The sequence below is a fragment of the Gemmatimonas sp. genome, assembly GCF_044376735.1.
Taxonomy (GTDB): Bacteria; Gemmatimonadota; Gemmatimonadetes; order Gemmatimonadales; family Gemmatimonadaceae; genus Gemmatimonas.
Genome location: NZ_JBILKJ010000021.1, coordinates 26,880 through 45,255, shown reverse-complemented (window position 1 = coordinate 45,255; position 18,376 = coordinate 26,880). Strand labels below are relative to the sequence as shown.

Annotated in this window: 20 protein-coding genes; 17 read left to right on the top strand and 3 right to left on the bottom strand. The window is 67.5% G+C overall.

Features of this window, described 5'->3' with window-relative positions:
- From ACIRA7_RS05550 to ACIRA7_RS05495, 12 genes are all read left to right on the top strand, one after another.
- The coding region (locus ACIRA7_RS05550; RefSeq protein ID WP_396219837.1) for a hypothetical protein at positions 1-184 on the top strand (184 nt) is incomplete at its 5' end.
- A 44-nt stretch (positions 185-228) separates the two neighbouring features.
- Positions 229-1,656 (top strand): M24 family metallopeptidase, encoded by a 1,428-nt coding sequence (locus ACIRA7_RS05545; protein ID WP_396219836.1) that lies wholly within the window; start codon positions 229-231, stop codon positions 1,654-1,656.
- A gap of 84 nt (positions 1,657-1,740) precedes the next feature.
- Complete coding sequence (locus ACIRA7_RS05540) at positions 1,741-2,772, top strand: SPFH domain-containing protein (RefSeq protein WP_396219835.1); 1,032 nt, start codon at positions 1,741-1,743, stop codon at positions 2,770-2,772.
- A 41-nt stretch (positions 2,773-2,813) separates the two neighbouring features.
- The gene (gene speD / locus ACIRA7_RS05535; RefSeq protein ID WP_396219834.1) at positions 2,814-3,218 is read left to right on the top strand and encodes an S-adenosylmethionine decarboxylase; all 405 of its coding nucleotides are present in this window, start codon (positions 2,814-2,816) and stop codon (positions 3,216-3,218) included.
- Positions 3,215-3,859: a DUF4178 domain-containing protein gene (locus tag ACIRA7_RS05530; RefSeq protein WP_396219833.1), complete on the top strand. Its 645-nt coding sequence runs from the start codon at positions 3,215-3,217 to the stop codon at positions 3,857-3,859. The genes speD and ACIRA7_RS05530 overlap by 4 nt, the downstream gene beginning before the upstream one ends.
- Positions 3,853-5,172, top strand: coding sequence for a DUF4178 domain-containing protein (locus tag ACIRA7_RS05525; protein WP_396219832.1), 1,320 nt, complete (start codon positions 3,853-3,855; stop codon positions 5,170-5,172). Before ACIRA7_RS05530 ends, ACIRA7_RS05525 begins: the two co-directional genes overlap by 7 nt.
- Before the next feature lie 12 nt (positions 5,173-5,184).
- The gene (locus ACIRA7_RS05520; protein ID WP_396219831.1) at positions 5,185-5,370 is read left to right on the top strand and encodes a hypothetical protein; all 186 of its coding nucleotides are present in this window, start codon (positions 5,185-5,187) and stop codon (positions 5,368-5,370) included.
- A gap of 10 nt (positions 5,371-5,380) precedes the next feature.
- Positions 5,381-5,590, top strand: a complete 210-nt coding sequence (locus tag ACIRA7_RS05515; protein WP_396219830.1) for a DUF350 domain-containing protein — start codon at positions 5,381-5,383, stop codon at positions 5,588-5,590.
- The gene (locus ACIRA7_RS05510) at positions 5,590-7,086 is read left to right on the top strand and encodes a polyamine aminopropyltransferase (RefSeq protein ID WP_396219829.1); all 1,497 of its coding nucleotides are present in this window, start codon (positions 5,590-5,592) and stop codon (positions 7,084-7,086) included. Before ACIRA7_RS05515 ends, ACIRA7_RS05510 begins: the two co-directional genes overlap by 1 nt.
- 38 nt (positions 7,087-7,124) lie before the next feature.
- Positions 7,125-8,744: an NAD(P)-binding protein gene (locus ACIRA7_RS05505; RefSeq protein WP_396219828.1), complete on the top strand. Its 1,620-nt coding sequence runs from the start codon at positions 7,125-7,127 to the stop codon at positions 8,742-8,744.
- Between the two features lie 335 nt (positions 8,745-9,079).
- The gene (locus tag ACIRA7_RS05500) at positions 9,080-9,469 is read left to right on the top strand and encodes a co-chaperone GroES (protein ID WP_396219827.1); all 390 of its coding nucleotides are present in this window, start codon (positions 9,080-9,082) and stop codon (positions 9,467-9,469) included.
- A 14-nt stretch (positions 9,470-9,483) separates the two neighbouring features.
- On the top strand, positions 9,484-9,903 hold the full coding sequence (locus ACIRA7_RS05495; RefSeq protein WP_345785808.1) for a BrxA/BrxB family bacilliredoxin: 420 nt from the start codon (positions 9,484-9,486) through the stop codon (positions 9,901-9,903).
- Positions 9,904-10,003: 100 nt separating this feature from the next.
- Here the strand turns inward: ACIRA7_RS05495 and ACIRA7_RS05490 are convergent, their stop codons facing one another.
- Together ACIRA7_RS05490 and ACIRA7_RS05485 are read right to left on the bottom strand one after the other, a co-directional pair.
- On the bottom strand, positions 10,004-11,299 hold the full coding sequence (locus tag ACIRA7_RS05490; protein ID WP_396219826.1) for an ABC transporter permease: 1,296 nt from the start codon (positions 11,297-11,299) through the stop codon (positions 10,004-10,006).
- An 11-nt stretch (positions 11,300-11,310) separates the two neighbouring features.
- Positions 11,311-12,273 (bottom strand): ABC transporter ATP-binding protein, encoded by a 963-nt coding sequence (locus tag ACIRA7_RS05485; RefSeq protein WP_396219825.1) that lies wholly within the window; start codon positions 12,271-12,273, stop codon positions 11,311-11,313.
- A 126-nt stretch (positions 12,274-12,399) separates the two neighbouring features.
- On the opposite strand from ACIRA7_RS05485, the gene ACIRA7_RS05480 reads away from it, so the two are divergent.
- Positions 12,400-13,560, top strand: coding sequence for a putative sulfate/molybdate transporter (locus ACIRA7_RS05480; RefSeq protein ID WP_396219824.1), 1,161 nt, complete (start codon positions 12,400-12,402; stop codon positions 13,558-13,560).
- Positions 13,561-13,603: 43 nt separating this feature from the next.
- Here the strand turns inward: ACIRA7_RS05480 and ACIRA7_RS05475 are convergent, their stop codons facing one another.
- The gene (locus tag ACIRA7_RS05475) at positions 13,604-14,170 is read right to left on the bottom strand and encodes a PepSY domain-containing protein (RefSeq protein ID WP_396219823.1); all 567 of its coding nucleotides are present in this window, start codon (positions 14,168-14,170) and stop codon (positions 13,604-13,606) included.
- Between the two features lie 161 nt (positions 14,171-14,331).
- Between ACIRA7_RS05475 and ACIRA7_RS05470 the strand changes: the two genes are divergently transcribed.
- Genes ACIRA7_RS05470 through ACIRA7_RS05455 form a run of 4 tightly spaced genes read left to right on the top strand, consistent with a single transcriptional unit; the run spans position 14,332 to position 18,367 of the window.
- Positions 14,332-14,715: a hypothetical protein gene (locus ACIRA7_RS05470; protein ID WP_396219822.1), complete on the top strand. Its 384-nt coding sequence runs from the start codon at positions 14,332-14,334 to the stop codon at positions 14,713-14,715.
- Between the two features lie 6 nt (positions 14,716-14,721).
- Positions 14,722-15,468: an MIP/aquaporin family protein gene (locus ACIRA7_RS05465; protein ID WP_396219821.1), complete on the top strand. Its 747-nt coding sequence runs from the start codon at positions 14,722-14,724 to the stop codon at positions 15,466-15,468.
- Between the two features lie 2 nt (positions 15,469-15,470).
- Positions 15,471-18,005 carry a penicillin acylase family protein gene (locus ACIRA7_RS05460; RefSeq protein ID WP_396219838.1) on the top strand — a complete coding sequence of 845 codons (2,535 nt, stop codon included), beginning with the start codon at positions 15,471-15,473 and terminating at the stop codon, positions 18,003-18,005.
- Between the two features lie 20 nt (positions 18,006-18,025).
- Positions 18,026-18,367, top strand: a complete 342-nt coding sequence (locus ACIRA7_RS05455) for a hypothetical protein (protein ID WP_396219820.1) — start codon at positions 18,026-18,028, stop codon at positions 18,365-18,367.
- The last annotated feature ends 9 nt before the right edge of the window (positions 18,368-18,376 follow it).

The following is an 18,376-nucleotide window of genomic DNA, read 5'->3' as shown; positions in this document are numbered from 1 at the left end:
GCGCGAGCGCATCGGGTCGCGCATGGCCACCTGGCCCGATTGGTGGCCGATGGCTGGCCAGACGATGGTCGAGCGGACCATCGTGCTCGCGCTGTTCGCGCTGGTGTTGGGCGGCACCGTGCAACTCGTCCGACGTGCTATGGAGCGGCGCCCGGCACCGGCGCGCGGCCCGGCCGTTCCGTAATCACCGGCTCACCCTGAGCCTCGCCCCCTCGCTCTCTCCCTCCGATGGCCACCTGCATGCTTCGATACGCCCTCCTGCTCGCACTGCCGACGGCTTCCGTTTGGGCTCAGCCCGTCGTCACCAAGGCCACCCCCGGCACGCGAACCTCGGGATCCACGGCCGCTGACACGCTGCGCCCGTTCGGGACGCTCCGGGATCAGGCCTTCAAACAGCAGCAGTGGCTCGAACTGCGCATGGAGCGCACGCTGCCCGCCCTGATGCGCCGCGAAGGGGTGGACATGTGGGTGATCCCCATGCGCGAGTACAACGAAGACCCCGTGTTCACCGCCATCACGTCGCCCACTACGTTCGCCGCGCGCCGGCGCACGATCTATGTGTTCTTCGATCGCGGGGCGGCCGGCATCGAGCGCATCGCGCTTGGCGGCACGTCGCAAGGCAACGTGTTCAAGGCGGTGCGCAGCATGAAGCCGGTGCCGGCGCCGGCGGCCGGCAGCCGCGGCAACGAGCGTTCGGCCGAGCTGTGGGGCGACGAGCAGTGGAATGTGCTCAAGCAGGTCATTGAGGAGCGCCAACCGAAGAAGATCGCGGTGAATACCTCGCGCACCTTCGCCTTCGCCGATGGACTCACCAGCGGTGAACGTGACGGCATGCTGCAGGCGCTCGGACCGTCGTGGGCGGCCAAGGTGGTGCCCGCCGAGGCCCTCGCGGTCGACATGATCGCGTCTCGTCAGCCCGAAGAGGAGGCCATGTTTCGCGAGTTGAATCGCGTGGCGTGGGAAATCATTCAGGAAGCGTTCTCCAACAAGGTCATCACGCCCGGCGTGACGAAGGCCGACGACGTGGTCTGGTGGATGCGCCAGCGCATCAGTGATCTCGGGCTCTCCACCTGGTTCCAGCCCAGCGTCGAAATTCAGCGGCAGTTCGGCAGCCCGGAGTTGGTGGGCGTGAATCCCACCATTCTTCGTGGTGACATGCTGCACTGCGACTTCGGCATCACGGCGCTGGGGCTCAACACCGACACGCAGCACAACGGCTACGTGCTCCGCGAGGGTGAGACCGACGTGCCTGCGGGGCTCAAGAACGCGCTGCGCGCGTCGAACCGACTGCAGGACATCACGCTCGAGGAGCTCCGGCCGGGCCGCACTGGCAATGAGGTGCTGGCGGCCACGCTCAAGCGCATGCGCGACGAAAAAATCGACGGCACCGAGTATTCGCACCCCATCGGGTTGCACGGCCATGGCGCCGGCGCGCTGATCGGCCTGTGGGATTATCAGGACGGCGTGCCGGGGCGCGGCGACCACAAGATCATTCCCGGCATGTGGTATTCGATCGAACTGCAGGCCACCACGGCCGTCCCCGAGTGGAACAACCAGCTGGTGCGCTCGGCGCAGGAGGAAGACGTGATCATCGACGCCAAGGGCACCGTGCGGTGGGCGTTCGGACGTCAGAGCACGTTCCACCTGGTGAAGTGATGGCGGCGCGACGGGAGGCGACGAAACTCGCGTCCTCGCGCTCCGTAGGATCACGATATCTCTAACGTCTCGGGAGCGGCTTCCATGTCTTTGGGCGATTTTCTCCGTAAGCAGTTCGTTGACGTCATTCAGTGGACCGAGTCCGGTCCCGGCGTCCTCATGTATCGCTTCCCCATGCAGGACATGGAGATCCAGAGCGGCGGCAAGCTGACCGTTCGGGAATCGCAGCTCGCGCTCTTCGTGAACGAAGGCCGCGCGGCCGACCTGTTCGCGCCGGGGCTGCACACGCTGGTCACGGCGAACCTGCCGCTGCTCACGAACCTCCAGAACTGGGACAAGGCCTTCCAGTCTCCGTTCAAGAGCGACGTGTACTTCTTCTCCACGCGTGTCCAGACCGGCCAGCGGTGGGGTACGCAGCAGCCGATCACGATCCGCGACAAGGAGTTCGGCGCGGTGCGTCTGCGGGCGTTCGGCATGTACGCCTTCCGCGTGGCCGACGCGGCGGTGTTCCAGGCCAAGGTCGGCGCCACCGACGCCGAGTATACCGTCGCGCAGATCGATCCCGCGCTGCGCAACGCGATCATGAGCGGCTTCACGTCGGCCTTCGCCAGCGCGCAGGTGCCGTTCCTCGACATGGCGGCCAATCAGGCCGAGCTCGCCAAGCAGATTGCGACGGCGGTGCAGCCGGCGTTCGCCGAGCTCGGACTCGCCCTCGAGTCGTTCACCGTGGAGAACCTGTCACTCCCCGACGAGCTGCAGAAACGTCTCGACGAGCGGATCTCGATGAACATGATCGGCGACCTGCGTCAGTACACGCAGTTCCAGGCGGCGCAGTCGATTCCGATCGCAGCGGCGAATCAGGGGGGCATGGCGGGGCTTGCTGCCGGTATCGGTGCCGGTGTCGGACTCGGAGGCATCGTGAGCGACGCCATGCGCGGAGCCATGGGCACCCCAACGCCGGCCGCCCCGAACAGTGCGGCCGTCGGCGCCGGTGCGGCGGCGGGTGCAGCGGCGGGAGACGCGTCGTCCGGCGACACCAAGTTCTGCACGAATTGTGGGGCCAAGCTCCCCGCGCCCGCCAAGTTCTGTTCGTCCTGCGGCGCGCCGCAGGGCTGACGCGGCGCACGCCCATCATCACGCCGCCGCTCGCGCCTCGCGTGCCCCCGTCGGAGCACCATACTGGCTGTGAATGGATCGTCGAGGCATATGGGTGCGATCCCGTGCGCCTTGCCGATCCAGCCGCGTTGCGCGCGCTCTTCGACGCCATCGTGATCGAGCTGTCGTTGCATCCGGTGGGCGAGCCGGTGTGGCATCAGTTCCCGGCACCCGGCGGGCTCACCGGACTGCTGATGCTCGCCGAGTCGCATCTCACGGTACACACCTTCCCCGAGCACGCGTCGGCCTGTCTCAACCTGTTCTGCTGCACGCCGCGCGCCCCCTGGGCGTGGGAGGCGCGTCTCGCGGCGTTGCTTGGCGCCCACAGGGTGGCCGTTCGCGAACTCGCACGCGAGTACGCCCGCGGACCCGTTCGCGCCGCCACGCTCAAGGAGGCCGTCCGGTGACCGTTCCGCAGCCGCATGGCGTGGCCTGCCCGAACTGTGGCGCGCCGGTGCGTTTTCTGTGGGCGCAGGCGGTGCAGACCACCTGCCCGTACTGTCGGTCGGTGTTGGTGCGCCGAGATCTCGACCTCGCCACCCTCGGGAAGCAAGCCGATTTCCCCGCCACTGGCTCACCGATCCAGATCGGCACCGAGGGACAGTGGCACGACCAGCGGTTCGTCGTGGTCGGACGCATCGCCTACGGCTGGGCGCGTGGCAAGTGGAACGAGTGGCACTGTGTGCTCAATGACGGCACCAGTGCCTGGCTGTCCGACGCGCAGCTCGAATACGCCATGACGATCGCCGCGCCGGCTGATTTCGACGTGCCGGCCGTCAGCACGGTGCAGGTGGGCGAGACGTATTTCTGGAACGACACACCGTACGAAGTGGCCAGCATCACCGAGGCCCGCTATCTGGGCACCGAGGGCGAGTTGCCGTTCACCACGTGGGAGAAGTCGGCCTGTCTGTTCGTCGACCTGCTCAACGCGCAGCACGGACTCGCCACGATCGACGGCTCCGAAGCACCGCCGATGCTCTTCCTCGGCGAATATGTGAACTTCGACGACCTTCGCTTCCGGCAGCTGCGGGAGTTCGAGGGATGGTAGCACCGTTCGCAACACCGACGGCGCGCGTGCCCAAGGCCGCCGGATTCAACTGCCCTTCGTGTGGCGCGGCGATCGCGCTGCAGGCGCAGGGATGGGCCGTGTCCGTGGTGTGCGGCGCCTGCGGGGCGCAGCTCGACGCCACCGACGACAACCTCAAGGTGCTGCAGTACGGCGAACGCGTCACCGCCAAGCCCCGCATCCCGCTGGGCACGCGCGGTACGTGGAAGGGTGCGCCCTGGGACGTCATCGGCTTTCAGGTCGTCACCATCACGGTCGAGGGCACCGACTACTCGTGGACCGAGTACGTCTGCTTCAATCCGTACCGCGGCTTCCTGTATCTCTCGGAGTATCAGGGACACTGGAACGTCATCGAGAAGCTGCGCCGGCGTCCGGAGCGTGAACGGGGCGGGCTCCAGCCCACGGTGGAGCTGAACGGCACCACGTACAAGCACTTTCAAACCGCCACCGCGGTCACCACTGCGGCCTTGGGCGAGTTTCCGTGGGAGCTGCGCCTCGGTGACAGCGTGGTGAGCCGGGATTTCGTGGCGCCGCCGTACCTTTTGAGTTCGGAAGCATCGGGAAGCGAGGTCACGTGGTCGCTGGGCACGTACACGCCGCCCGAGGTGATCCAGAAGGCGTTCGGATTGACCAAGCCGCCCATGCAGCCGATCGGCGTCTTCGCGAATCAGCCGAATCCGCACGCCGGAACGCCCACGCGTGTGTTCGGACGATTCGCCATGGCGTTGCTGGCGCTGGTGCTGATGCTCGTCCTGAACATCACGACGGCAGCCAATCGGACGGTCTTTGAGCGGGCGTTTTCGTTCAGCCGCGCCGAGGACGCGCAGGCCACGGTCACCGAGCCGTTCGCACTCGATGGGCGCACGTCGAGTGTGGCGATCGACCTCGAGTCCGACCTCGACAACGACTGGATATTCTTCGTGTTGTCGCTGATCAACGAGACCACCGGGGAAACCCGCGAAGTCACGCGGCAGCTCAGCTACTATCGCGGCGTCGACAGCGATGGTTCATGGAGCGAGGGCGACAAGCGCGAGACGGTGCGGATCGCGTCGGTGCCCGCCGGTCGGTACTTCCTCCGTGTGCAAGCCGAGGGCGGTGAGCCGGGGCGGGCATCGGCGTCGTACACCGTGCGAGTACGTCGCGATGCACCACACTATGGGTTCTACGGGATCGCCGTGCTGGCGCTCTTGCTACCCGTGGTGTTCGCCGTGGTCCCATCCGCCAGCTTCGAAGGTCGGCGCTGGGCGGAGAGCGATCATGCCCAAACGTCGAGCAGCGATGATGACGATGAGTAGAGGAGCCGCCTGATGGGTGCCCGCATCTACACCGTGTGGGCGGTGGCTGTGCTGATGCTGTTGGGCACGGCCCAGTATCGCGGCTGGAGCCTCACGCGTGCCAATGAGTCCCGCAATAATCCCCGGTCGGTGCGCGACAATCCCGGCGCGTATCGCTCCTCGTACTACATCCCGGGGCGTACGCTCCGCGGCAAGTGAGGATCCTGTGATGGACCAGTTCGCTCAGAACGTGCTCAATTCCGGCGCCTTCGCGCTGATCGGCGTGGTGATGTTCATCCTCGCGTTCATCATCATCGACCTGCTTACCCCCGGCAAGCTCTGGGACGAGATCGGCGTGAAGAAGAACACCGCGGCGGCCATTCTCATGGGCTCCGTCGCGATCGCCCTTGGCATCATCGTCGCCGCCGCTATTCACTAGTGTCGCTCGCGCTGTTCATCTCAGTTTGTCTCATCGCCGCCTGTGGGCTCATCTATGAGCTCGTAGCCGGCGCGCTGGCGTCGTACCTGTTGGGCGATAGCGTCACGCAATTCTCGACCATCATTGGCACGTATTTGTTCGCCATGGGGATCGGCAGCTGGCTCTCGCGCTTCGTCGTGCGCGGGGTCGTCACGCGCTTCGTCGTGGTGGAGATGCTGGTGGGGGTGATCGGCGGCCTGTCGTCGCTGATCCTCTTCCTCGCCTTCGCCTATACCGAAGCGTTCCGCCCCACGTTGTACGGCATCGTGTTACTCATCGGTATTCTTGTCGGGCTCGAGATACCGCTGCTCATGCGCATCCTGCAGGATCGCTTCAGCTTCAAGGACGTGGTCGCGAACGTGCTCACGTTCGACTACATCGGCGCTCTCTTCGCGTCGCTGCTCTTTCCGCTGCTGCTGGTGCCGCGGCTCGGGCTCGTGCGGTCGGCGCTGCTGTTCGGCGTGATCAACGTGATGGTTGGTCTCTGGAGCACATGGCTGTTCCGTGATGTGCTGCCGCGCAAGAACTGGCTCCGGGCCGGCGGCCTGCTGGCGTTGCTCGTGCTTGGCGCCGGCCTCTGGAAAGGGCAGCGGATCACGACGCTCGCCGAAGAGGGGATGTACGCCGACCCCATCATCCTGGCCAAGGACACCCGCTACCAGCGCATCGTGCTCACCAGTTGGAAGGACGATCTGCGGTTGTATCTGAACGGGCACCTGCAGTTCGCGTCGCGCGACGAGTACCGCTATCACGAGGCGCTGGTCCATCCCGGCCTGTCGGCGGCGACCGCACGCGGCCGCGTGCTGGTGCTGGGCGGCGGCGACGGTCTCGCGGTACGCGAGATCCTCAGGTATCCCGACGTGCAGCAGATCACGCTCGTCGATCTCGACGAGGGAATGACGGCGCTCTTTCAGCAGCATCCGCGGCTCACCGGCCTCAACGCCGGTTCCCTCACGGACCGGCGCGTGCAGGTAGTGAACGCCGATGCCTTCACGTGGCTCGACAGCTCGGCCGTGCAGTTCGACTTCGTCGTCGTCGACTTCCCCGATCCGTCCAACTATCACGTGGGCAAGCTGTACACCAGCGCCTTCTATCGGCTCGTGAAGCAGCACATCGCCCCCGGCGGTTTTCTGGTCGTGCAGAGCACGTCGCCCATGTTCGCGCGGCAATCGTTCTGGAGCATCGTCACGACGCTCGAGAGCGCCGGGCTGCGCACCTGGCCGTATCACGTGTACGTGCCGAGCTTCGGCGAGTGGGGCTTCGTGATCGCGGGGCTCAGCAGTTACGCGCCTCCCGCCACGCTGCCCAACGGCCTGCGCTATCTCACGGCGTCCACCGTGCCGGCCCTCTTCGACTTTCCGGCCGACATGCAGCGCGTGCCAGCGCTGGCGAACCGGCTCAATGATCAGGTGCTCGTGCGCTACTACGAGCATGAGTTCGACGCGATCAACCGGTGACGGCGCTCCAGTGAAGGCGCTCCGGTGAGAATCGATTCATGACCGCGTCGCGCCGCGAGTTCTTTCGCGCCCTGGGCGCCCTCGCAGCGGCGCCGGCGTTGATCGGGCTCACGCCCAAGGGGCGCGTGATCGGCGGCGGCTTCGTGCCCGATGGCAGCGCCGAGGGTCACCTGCTGCGCGACGGCACCGCGCGCGATCGATTGCGGGCGGGCACGACGCGTCGGGTGGAACGTCGGGTGAAGGTCGCGATCGTAGGTGGCGGTATAGGCGGCCTCTCCGCCGCGTGGCGACTCGACGCGCTCGGGATGCACGACTGGACATTGCTGGAAATGGACGCCCGTACCGGCGGCAATGCACGTTCGGCCGACTATCGCGGCCAGCGCGCGCCGTGGGGGGCCCACTATGTGCCGGTGCCGTCGGTCGATGCCGTGTACGTGCGGCAGCTGTTCCGCGAGCTTGGCGTGCTGAGCGCCGACGGCACGTGGGATGAGCGCGTGCTCTGCCACACGCCGCAGGAGCGGATCTGGCAGCACGGACGCTGGCACGAAGGGCTCGAGCCCACCGACGCCATGTCGCGTGCGCACCGCGAGCAGTTCCGTCGGTTCGAGGAGCGCATCGGGGAGTGGCGCGCATCGGGCATGTTTCGCGTGCCGAGCGCGCAGGGGCACGCGCAGCGCATGGTGGCGCAGCGGGCCGGCGGTACCGCGGCGAAGCTCGCGACCCGCGTCGCGTCGCTCGACGGCATGACGGCGCTGGAGTGGATGACGCGCGAAGGCTTCGATGCCCCGGCACTGCGCTGGTGGGTAGAGTACGGCACACGCGACGACTACGGCGCCTCGCTCAGCCAAGCGAGCGCGTGGGCGGCGGTGCACTACTTCGCCGGCCGAGAGGCCGACGAGCAGGGGCCGCTGACTTGGCCGGAGGGGAACGACTGGATCGTCCAGCAGCTGACGGCGCGCCTGTCGGCCCGCCGTCACCCCGACGGTCTCGCCCGCATCGCGACCGGCGCCCCGGTGTGGCAGCTCACGCGCGCGGGCGCGCGCTGGATCGTCGAGACGCCGCGTGAGCGCATCACGGCCGATGCGGTGATCTGGTGTGCGCCCCTGTTCGTCCTGCCGGGGGTCTGCGAGGGGGTCACGCTGCCCGTGACGCACGAATACGCGCCGTGGGTCGTGGCCAACATCGTCGTCGATCGCCCCCCAGCGTCGGCCGGGGCCGAATTGGCGTGGGACAACGTGATCTACGGCAGCCGCTCACTCGGCTACGTGAACGCGGCGCATCAGGGACTCGGCACGCCGCCCGATCGTACCGTGTGGACGTGGTATCACGCCGTGGTCGATCGCCCGGCGCGCGATGCACGGATCTGGATGCAGCAGCGCGCGTGGACGTCGTGGCGCGATGAGATCCTGGCCGACCTTTCCCGCGCGCACGGCGACATCGCCGAGTGTGTGGCGCGCATCGACATCATGCGTTGGGGACATGCGATGGCGCGCCCCACGCCCGGTGTGCTGGGGCGAATCGCCGCGCTGCAATCGTGGCAACCCGCTCCACACCTGTTCGTGGCGCACGCGGATCTGAGTGGCCTCAGCCTCTTCGAGGAGGCCCAATGGCATGGCGTGCACGCCGCGGCATCAGCGTATTCTGCCGTGGCGGGGTGAGTTCGTGGTACGCGTCGGACGGATCGCGCGGGCGCGGCGCCCCTGAGCGCTTGCTGTAGCAACGGGGCGGTTGGAATCGACTTGCCAACCGCGCTCCGGCGGCGCCGTGGTGCCCCCCCCCCCTCCAGCCCACCCGCGGCCCGGCTCCCCCACAGCGGCTCTCTGCAAGCGAATGCCGGCGCGCCAGCGCCCGGCGATCCGCGCCGCAGCAAAGCCGCGAAGGGGGACGCCGGGCCGCGGGCGGGCGGCTCCGCCAGCACACGAAAGCCCAACGCCCAAAGCCCAAAGCCGGCAGATTAGATTCCACCAAGAACCCCAGCGCGTGTCAGGAGTACATGAATCGCAAGCACAAGCGTTTGATCGTCGTCGGTGACCGCGTCCTCGTGAAGACCGAAGCCGGCGACCAACGATCGAAAGTCGGGCTGTATCTGCCCCCAACGGCTATCGACAATCAGGCCGTGCAGGGGGGAGAGATCGTGTCCACCGGCCCCGGTCTCGCTCTGCCCGAGCTCACCGACCAGGGCGAAGAGCCGTGGCGGATTTCCGGGGGCTCGGGGCGCGAGGCGCGCTTCGTGCCCATGCAGGCGCAGGTTGGTGACTACGCGCTCTTCTTCCGAAAAGCCGCAGTCGAGATCACGTTCGAAAACGAACAATACTTGGTGGTACCGCAGGCGGCGATCCTCGCCCTCGTGCGTGAGCCGCGAGAAGACATTCCGGAATACTAGGAGATCGATCGATGATGTATCCCGAGTACATGCTCCAGCCCATGCGTGAAGAACTCACCCGTCTGGGCGTGCAGGAACTGCGCACCGCCGATGCCGTGGACGCTCTGCTGCAGGAGCACAAAGGTACGGCGCTGGTCGTGGTGAATTCCGTGTGTGGCTGCGCCGCGCGCAACGCCCGTCCGGCCATCGCCATGGCACTCGCCAACGCCGCCAAGCCCGAGGTATCCACCACCGTGTTCGCTGGTCAGGATCGTGAAGCCACCGACCGCGCACGGTCGTACTTCACCGGCTATGCGCCGAGCTCTCCGTCGATTGCGCTGTTCAAGGACGGCGACGTCGTGTTCATGCTGGAGCGCTATCAGATCGAGGGTCGCAGCGCGCAGGAAATCGCCCAGGATCTCGCCGGCGCCTTCGACCAGTACTGCGCCGCGTAATCGGTCGCGGCGATGCCGACGTGGACGTACCGCGTCGGCATCGCGCCGCCCGCCGTCGCCAGCCGCAATCCCCGGTGCATCACCGCGTGGTCATCGACCGCTAGCGGATCCACATCCAGCGCCACACCTCGCGCAGGCTCGGGCGCTTCCCGTACATCAGCACGCCGACGCGATACAAGCGGCTGGCGACGAACGTCATGCCAAGGGCCGAGAGCGCCAGCACCACCAGCGAGATCACGATCTCACGCATGGCGATCGGCGCCAACGACAGGCGCAGCGGCAGGATGATCGGCGAGGAAAACGGCACCACGGTGAGCAATCGCGCCATCGTCCCCTCGGGGCTCGTGAGAATCCCCTGCACCGAGCCAAGACTGATCGCGAGCAACAGCACGACCGGCAACTGCGCCTGCTGCGCGTCCTGCTCTGAACTCACGACGGCGCCCACCATGGCGAACAACGCGGCGTAGAACAGGAAGCCGAGGACGAAGCTGAACAGGATCACCAGCCCCATGCCGACGCTCAGCTCCGGCAGTGAGAACCCGGCGGCCGCGATCCCGAACTTCGCGAGAATCGGCGCGCGCGCAAAGAGCAGGGTGGTGGCCACCGCCAGCCAGATCAGCAACTGCGTGAACCCCACCGCACCGATCCCGATGACTTTGCCCATCAGCAGCGCATCGGAGGGCACGCTCGACAGCACCACCTCCGCCACGCGCGTCTGCTTCTCTTCGAGGACGCCACGCATCACGTTGGCGCCGTGCATGAAGATGGTGAGGTACAAGGTGATGGCGATGCCGAGGGCGAAGGCCACGCCGATCTGACCGGAACCGCCGCGTCCGCGCTCGGTGAGCCGTTCGGTTTCGACCCGCACCTGCTGCCCCGCCAGCATCGCACTGCGATCGGCGTCGATGCCGCTGGCTTCGAGCTGGCGCGAGAGCACGGCGCGGTTGAGGGTGCGCTCGAGCTGTTGCATCGCCAGCAACGCCGTCGTGTTGCGGCCACTGTAGCGCACCACGCCACGGCCCAAGGCACCCGGCTCGATCTCCAAGTAACCGACCAGTGATCCGGAAAGCACGTCGCGCGTCGCACGGTCGCGCTCTGCGGTCATGGCGGTCGGCGACGCTGCGCGCGCGAATTGTGCCCGCGCCGTATCGCCCATGATGCCGCCCTGCAGCGCCGATACCACCAGCCGCCCGACCGAGTCCGGCGTGGCATCGATCACGCGCACCGTACCGGCCTCCGCCTTCCGCGCGCGCAGCTCGAGGAGCGACGGCAGGAACAGCATGAACGCCATGAAGACCGGTCCGATCAACGTCGCGATCAGAAACCAGCGCGAGCGCACGCGCTCGAAATACTCGCGCGCGATAATGGTGTCGAGCTTTGAGATGAAACGTGGCATGTGTTGGTTGCTCACCCGTGTCCGGACAGGCCGACTTCGACTTGCGCGCCGACTTTCTCGAGGAAGATCCGGTGCAGCGACGGGCGCACCAGCTCGAACCGTTCCAGCCGGGCGCCCGTCGTCACGAGCCGGGCCAGCAAAGCCTGCGGATCCGCATCGGCCGCCAGCTCCACCTCCACCGTGAGGTGCGCGTCGTTGTAGTGCCTGACCAACGCTGGATCACGCAGCACCACATTCGCCTCGGCCGTCGGTGCCGACTCGAACTGAATCATCACTACGCGCGAGCCATGGACGGCGCGCACCTCGCTCACCGGCCCATCAAGTACCTTCTCGCCACCGGCTACGATGCAGACGGCATCGCACATGCGCTCCGCGTTCTCCATCACGTGCGTGGAGAAGATCACGGTGCGGCCCTTGGTACGCAGCTCGAGCACCGTGTCCTTGAGCGCTTGCGCGTTCACCGGATCCAATCCGCTGAATGGCTCGTCGAGAATCACGAGCTCCGGATCGTGCAGCAGCGCGCCGATGAACTGCACCTTCTGCTGCATCCCACGCGACAGTTCATCCACCCGGGCGCGACTCCAGTCTTCGCCGCTGCCGCGCAGCTGAAAGCGCTCCAGCCATCGGTCGATGCGCGCATCGAGTCCCGCGCTGGGCACGGCCTTCAGTCGCGCCAGGAACCGCAGCACATCACGCACCCGCATCTTGCGGTAGAGGCCGCGCTCTTCCGGCAGGTAGCCGATCCGGTCGTTCAGCGAGGCGTCGCCGTGAGTGCGCCCCAGCAGGGTCACCGATCCCGTATCGGGCACCAGAATGTTCAGGATCATCCGGATCGTCGTCGTCTTTCCCGCGCCGTTCGGGCCGAGCAGGCCGTACACCGACCCTGTCGGGACGCGCAGCGACAGCTCCCGGACGGCTACGTGGCTCGCGAAGCGCTTGGAGATCTGGTCGATCAGGATGGCGGGTTCGTTCATCGGGGGAAGATCGGGGGACGTCGTGGCAGAGACACCACGCCTGCATGGACGACTTGCGGTCGGGTGACGCCACCGACTCGGTCGATGCTTCCGGGCGGCGCCGGCGTTAGTCTACCCCGTACGCTTATGCCGACGTTCCCTCCGCCCCACCCGCTCCGCTTCACCCGCGCCGAATTCGCCGGGGCGTTCGGTGACCTCGGCACTGACCTCCCGTTGCTGGTCGGCATCGTCGTGGCCACCGGCATGGACGCGACCACGGCCTTCGTGGTGTTCGGCGCCTTGCAGATCGCCTCCGGGCTGGCGTATCGGCTCCCGATGCCGGTGCAGCCCCTCAAGGCCATGGCGGCCATCGCCATCGCCGGCAAGCTGGCCCCACCGCTCCTGGCGGCCGGTGGGCTCATCGTCGGCGTGGTCATGCTCGTCCTCGCCCGATCAGGCGCGCTCGAGTGGATCGCCCGCACCGTCCCCAAGCCCGTCGTGCGCGGCATTCAGGTCGGACTCGGCATTCAGCTCGCCCTGCTCGCCCTGACCCGGTTCATCCCGGCGGATGGCACGCGTGGCTGGCTGCTCGCGGCGGTGTCGCTCGGCATTATCGCCTGGCTGCGCGAGAGTCATCGCGTGCCCGCGGCGCTGGTCGTGATCGCCCTCGGCGTTGCCGTCGCGGCCATCACCTGGCCGACCGGCGCGCCGCTGCCGCTCGGTGTTCGGCTCCCCGTGCTTCCGGCGCGCTGGCCCACGCCCGGCGAATTCGCCCAGGCCTCGCTCCTGCTCGCCCTCCCGCAGCTCGCGCTCTCTCTGGGGAACTCCGTGCTGGCCACCAGGCAGGTGGTGGCCGATCTCTTTCCCACCCGTGAACCGCTCAGCGTGCGACGCATCGGTACGACCTACGCGCTGATGAATCTCGTGGCCGCGCCGTTGGGAGGGATTCCGGTCTGTCACGGCTCCGGCGGCATCGCCGGTCACTACGCCTTCGGCGCCCGCACCGGGGCCAGTGGCATCATTTACGGCACCTTTCTGGTGCTCTCCGGGTTGCTGCTCGTCGGCGAGCCGGCGGCCTTCCAGCGCCTATTTCCCGGTCCGGTGCTTGGCACACTGCTGCTCGTCGAAGCCGTCACGGTGCTGCTGCTCGTGCGCGACCTGCGTGACACCCCCGGTTGGCTGGCCTTCGCCGTGGCCTGCGGGCTGGCGGCGGCGTTCCTGCCGTATGGCTACGCCGTGGCCCTGCTTGGTGGGACCCTGATCAGCCTGGCGCTAAAACGTTGGCGGTCCCCACGCGGGTCACGCTGATCACGCCGGCGCCGACTGCGCTCGTTGGCGTCGGCGCGGCGCCTTAGAAGAACCAGCGCTGCAGTCCCGTGCGCCCCTGGTTGTTGGCGCCGGCCAGACGCCAATACAGGGTGAACCCGCTCACGGTGAGCGCGAGCAGGGCGAGGCCCCAGAGCATCGACGCGACCAGTCCGCCGTCGCCGAACACCTCACCGCTATGCACGCGGTTGATGAAGGGCTTGTCGGCGTACCCGTCGATGCGCAGGAACTTCCCCGTCCGTGCATCGAACAGCAGTCGACGGTCTTCACCGCCCGTTTTCGTGCCGAGGTACAGGCTGATGACCGGTGCTTGCCCCTTGAGCTCGATCGCGATCTTGTCGATCGGCGCCCCCGGGGCCTCCTTGGCGGCGCTGGCCATGGCGGCGTTGATCGCCCCCATCCACGCGTCGGGCGGGGAGTCGGTGTGCACGGCACTCACCAACCCGCGATTCGCCTCGCGAACGGCTTCGTCTTCACCAAAGAACTCGGTGCCGGCGACCAGCACGCCGGTCACGGAGGCGAAGGCCAGGAACAGCGTGGCTGGCGCGCCAATCCACCGGTGCCAGCGACGCCAGAAAGCAGGGGTAGGCATACGGACGGTCTATGGGGTCAGAGACTCGGGGCGGGGAGGTTCGGCTGCAACCTGTCGCGCGACACTCCCGCTCGCAAACCGCCGGATCGGTGATACCTTTCCTGCGTGGACCCCCGGTGACCCTCGTTGAGCGTCCTCCCCCACCATTTAGAGCTTTCATCATGACCAAGATCCGTATGGCCGTCGTGTCGGCCGCACTCGCCCTGTCCGTGACCGCCGTGGCGGCACAGCGCATGTTCGCCGACTTCAGCGGCAAGTGGAACGTCGCGATCGACGCGCAGGGCCAGTCGATGCAGTCGCTCATGACCGTCACGCAGAAGGGAGACTCCGTCTCCGGCACCACCGAATCGCAGATCGGCACCGCGAATTTCGACGGCGTGGTGAAGGGCGACTCGATCTTCTTCGGGTTTGCGTACGACATGGGTGGACAGCAGATCAGGATCCGTGGCACCGGCGTGATGACGGAGAAGGACAAGATGATGGGCACCATGGAAGCCGAAGGGCTCGGCGCCTTCCCGTTCGCCGCTGCGCGCCAGCCGAACTAACCGGACATGCCGTCCACCGCACTCGGCGAGTTCGTCGGAACGCTCGTACTGATTTTGCTCGGCAATGGTGTGGTGGCCGGCGTGTTGTTGGAGAAAACGAAGTCGAACGGCGCGGGATGGCTCGTCATCACGGCCGGTTGGGGCTTCGCGGTGCTCGGCGGCGTGCTGGTGGCCGTGGGGCTCGGGGCCCCCGGTGAGCTCAATCCCGCGGTCACGTTGGCCAATGTGATCGCGGGGACGCGCACCGTGCCCGATGCGCTCGGGCACGTCGCGGCGCAGATGGCGGGCGCGATCCTCGGCGCGACGCTCGTGTGGGTCCACTACTTCTCGCACTGGCGCGAAACGCGCGATCAGGGCGCTATTCTCGCCTGCTTCTGCAACGCACCGGCGATCCGTCGCCCCGTGCCGAACGTGATCAGCGAGATCATCGCCACGATGGTTCTGGTGCTCGTGGCCAGTGCGATCGGCAGCACCGGCGTGGCCGGCAGCACGCCCGCCACCAACCTCGGGCCCGCCCTCGTCGGCGCCCTGGTGTGGGGGATCGGTCTCTCGCTCGGTGGCCCTACGGGATACGCCATCAACCCGGCGCGCGACCTCGGGCCGCGCATCGCCCATGCCATCCTGCCGATCGCCGGTAAGGGTGGCAACGACTGGGGATACGCCTGGATTCCCGTCGTAGGACCGCTGGCCGGTGGTGCCCTCGCGGCCCTGCTCTGGGCCGCGCTATCCGCCGCAAACGGAGTACCGACGTGAGCATGACAACGGGACGGTTGGTGACGGCGGCGCTCTGTGCCGCCGTTGGCATTGGTACCACCTACGTGGGCGTGGCCGGCGCGGGTCCGCTGCCGCCACTTGGCGGATTGCTCTCGCCGGCAGTCGGACTCTGGGCCAACGCCGTCAACGACCTGCCGGCGGAAGCCACCACCCGGATCCCGTCGCTCGATGGGACGGTCGACGTGCGCTACGACTCGCGCAGCGTTCCGCACATCTTTGCCACCACGGATGCCGACGCCATGCGCGCCCTCGGTTACGTCACCGCGCGCGACCGGTTGTTTCAGCTCGAGATCCAGTCCCGCGCCGGCGAAGGCACGCTTACCGAGTTGGTGGGCGAGGTCGCGCTCCCGGCCGATCAGGAAACCCGCCGCCTCGGTATGCCACGCTCGGCGGAACGGAAATGGCGGGACATCGGCGAGAACACTACTGCCGGAAAGCTGCTGCTGGCCTACGCCGCCGGCGTGAACGCATATCGCACGTCGCTGTCGCCGGGGCAGTGGCCGGTGGAATACAAGCTGCTCAATCGGGCGCCGCGCGAATGGCTCCCCGTGCATTCGGTGCACGTGCTCAATCGAATGGGCTACACCCTGGCGCGCGGACCCGGCGAGCTCGAGCTGCTCGAAGCACGGGCGCTGGTGGGTGATGCGGCGGCGAACGCGCTGATGGAAGAGAACTCACCGGTGCAGGAGCCCATCCAGCCGATGAATCGCAACGCGGCGCGACAGGCCCTCTCGTCGGTGCCGGCGCCCGGTGCCCCCGACAGCCTCGCGGCGCGCATGGTGGCGTCGCTGCGCGCGAACGCCGGTACATCGCGAACGGGGATGTCGCCGCTCTCGTGGCTGAAGGACGTCGATCCGGCCGTCGAGCAGGCGCGTGCCTTCGCCAGTAACAACTGGGCGGTGGCCCCGTCGCGGTCGGCCAACGGTCATGCGATGCTGGCCGGCGATCCGCACCTCGAGCTCACGCTTCCGAGCATCTGGTACGAAGTGCACATCGTGGTGCCGGGCAGCATTGAGATCGGTGGTGTGTCGATTCCCGGACTGCCGGGCGTGCCGATCGGGTATTCGCGCGCGGTGGCGTGGAGTGCCACGAACACCGGTGCCGACGTGATGGACTTCTGGCGCGAGCGCGTCGACAACGACGCGGCGCCCACGGCGTATGAACTCGACGGCGTGATGACGAAGTTCGCCGACACCCGCATCGAGACGTATCGCGACAAGGCCGGCGCCACCATCGCCGTGGACACGATCTACTACACGCACCGCGGCCCGATGCAGCGCCAGGGACGCGAGTGGCTGTCGATGCGCTGGACGGTCCTCGAGGCGGGGAAGGAGCTCGAGGGATACTTCGCAGCCTTTCACGCCACGACCGCGCCGGCCTTCCTCGATTCGATGGCGCGCTATTACCAGGCGCCCGCGCAGAACTTCATCACCGCCGACACGTCGGGCACGATCATGATCCGCTCCACGGGACGCTATCCCGTGCGGGCCGACAGCGGTCGCGGTACCGAGGTACGCGACGGATCACTGCGCAAGAACGACTGGATCGGCGACTGGCCGGTGACGCGCTATCCGCAGGGGCAGAATCCGGCGCAAGGCTATCTGGCATCGGCCAACCAGCAGCCCATCGATCCGCAGCAGGAGGCGCTCTATCTCGGCCCCGATCCCAACTTCGAGATCTGGCGCGCGTTGCAGATCAACCGGTTGCTGCGCGCCGACAGCACGGTCACGCTGGATGAGATGCGCGGCTTTCACACGAATCCTGGCAGTGTGCGCGCCGACCTGCTTGCCCCCGCGCTGGTGTCCGCAGCGCGCGCACGTATGGCCGCCGGCGACACGTCACGGTCGCTCAAGGCGGCCGAAGTGCTGCTGTCGTCGTGGGACCGGCAGTACACGCGCGTGAACACGGGGGCGCGCCTGTTCGAAACCGCCGTGGGCCAGACCACCGCGCTGTTGTACGACGAGTTCATCCCCGCCAAGTCGAACACGCGCGCGGTCACGCCGAGTGAATCGCGCTTGCTGCAGCTGCTCGCCGATTCGGCGAATGGATGGTGGGACGATCGACGTACCACCACCGAACGCGAAGACCGCAACATGATTCTCGCCAAGGCGCTGCGCACGGCCTACGACACGCTCGTCACGGAGTACGGCGATCCGGCGACCACGCCGTGGACGTGGGGACGCGTGGCACCGGCGAAACCGAATCACCTGCTGCGACTGGCAGGGTTCGCGGCGCCGGAGATGCCGATCGACGGGGGACGCGGCACGCTCAATCCCTCCGTGGGATCGAAGCGCGCGAATTTCGGGGCGAGCTGGCGCATGGTGGTCGAGATGGACAAGGAGCCGCGCGTGCATGCGGTGTACCCGGGCGGGCAGAGCGGCAATCCCGCGAGCACGCGCTATCTCGATCGATACGCCATGTGGGCCAACGGACAGCTCGATAGCGTGCGCACGCCGCGCAGCGCGAAGGACTTGGCCGCGTCGGATACGCGTGCCGTGCTCACTCTTACACGCTGAACGGGCCGTCGACCATGTGGATGCATCTGATCAGCGCCGTCCTGCTGCAATTCGTGGCGCAGCGCTTTCTGGGGGTATGGGGCGCAGCCGTGGCGGGGGCGCTCACGGGCGTGCTCTTCCGGCAGGGCGGGGCGATTCGCGCCGGCGCCTTCTCGGCAGCGCTGGCCGCCGTCGTGCTGCTGCTGGCCGCCGCCGAGCGCGGGGTTGCACTCACGGAGTTTGCGACCACGATCGGTCGCAACTTCTCGCTGCCGGGATGGGCGGTGCTGGTGGCCACGCTGGTGCTGCCGGCGCTGCAGGCCGGCGGCTTCGCCGGCCTGGTGAGTCGCGTGCTGAGGAAGGAGCGCGCCGCGATCCGCTGACGGCGAACG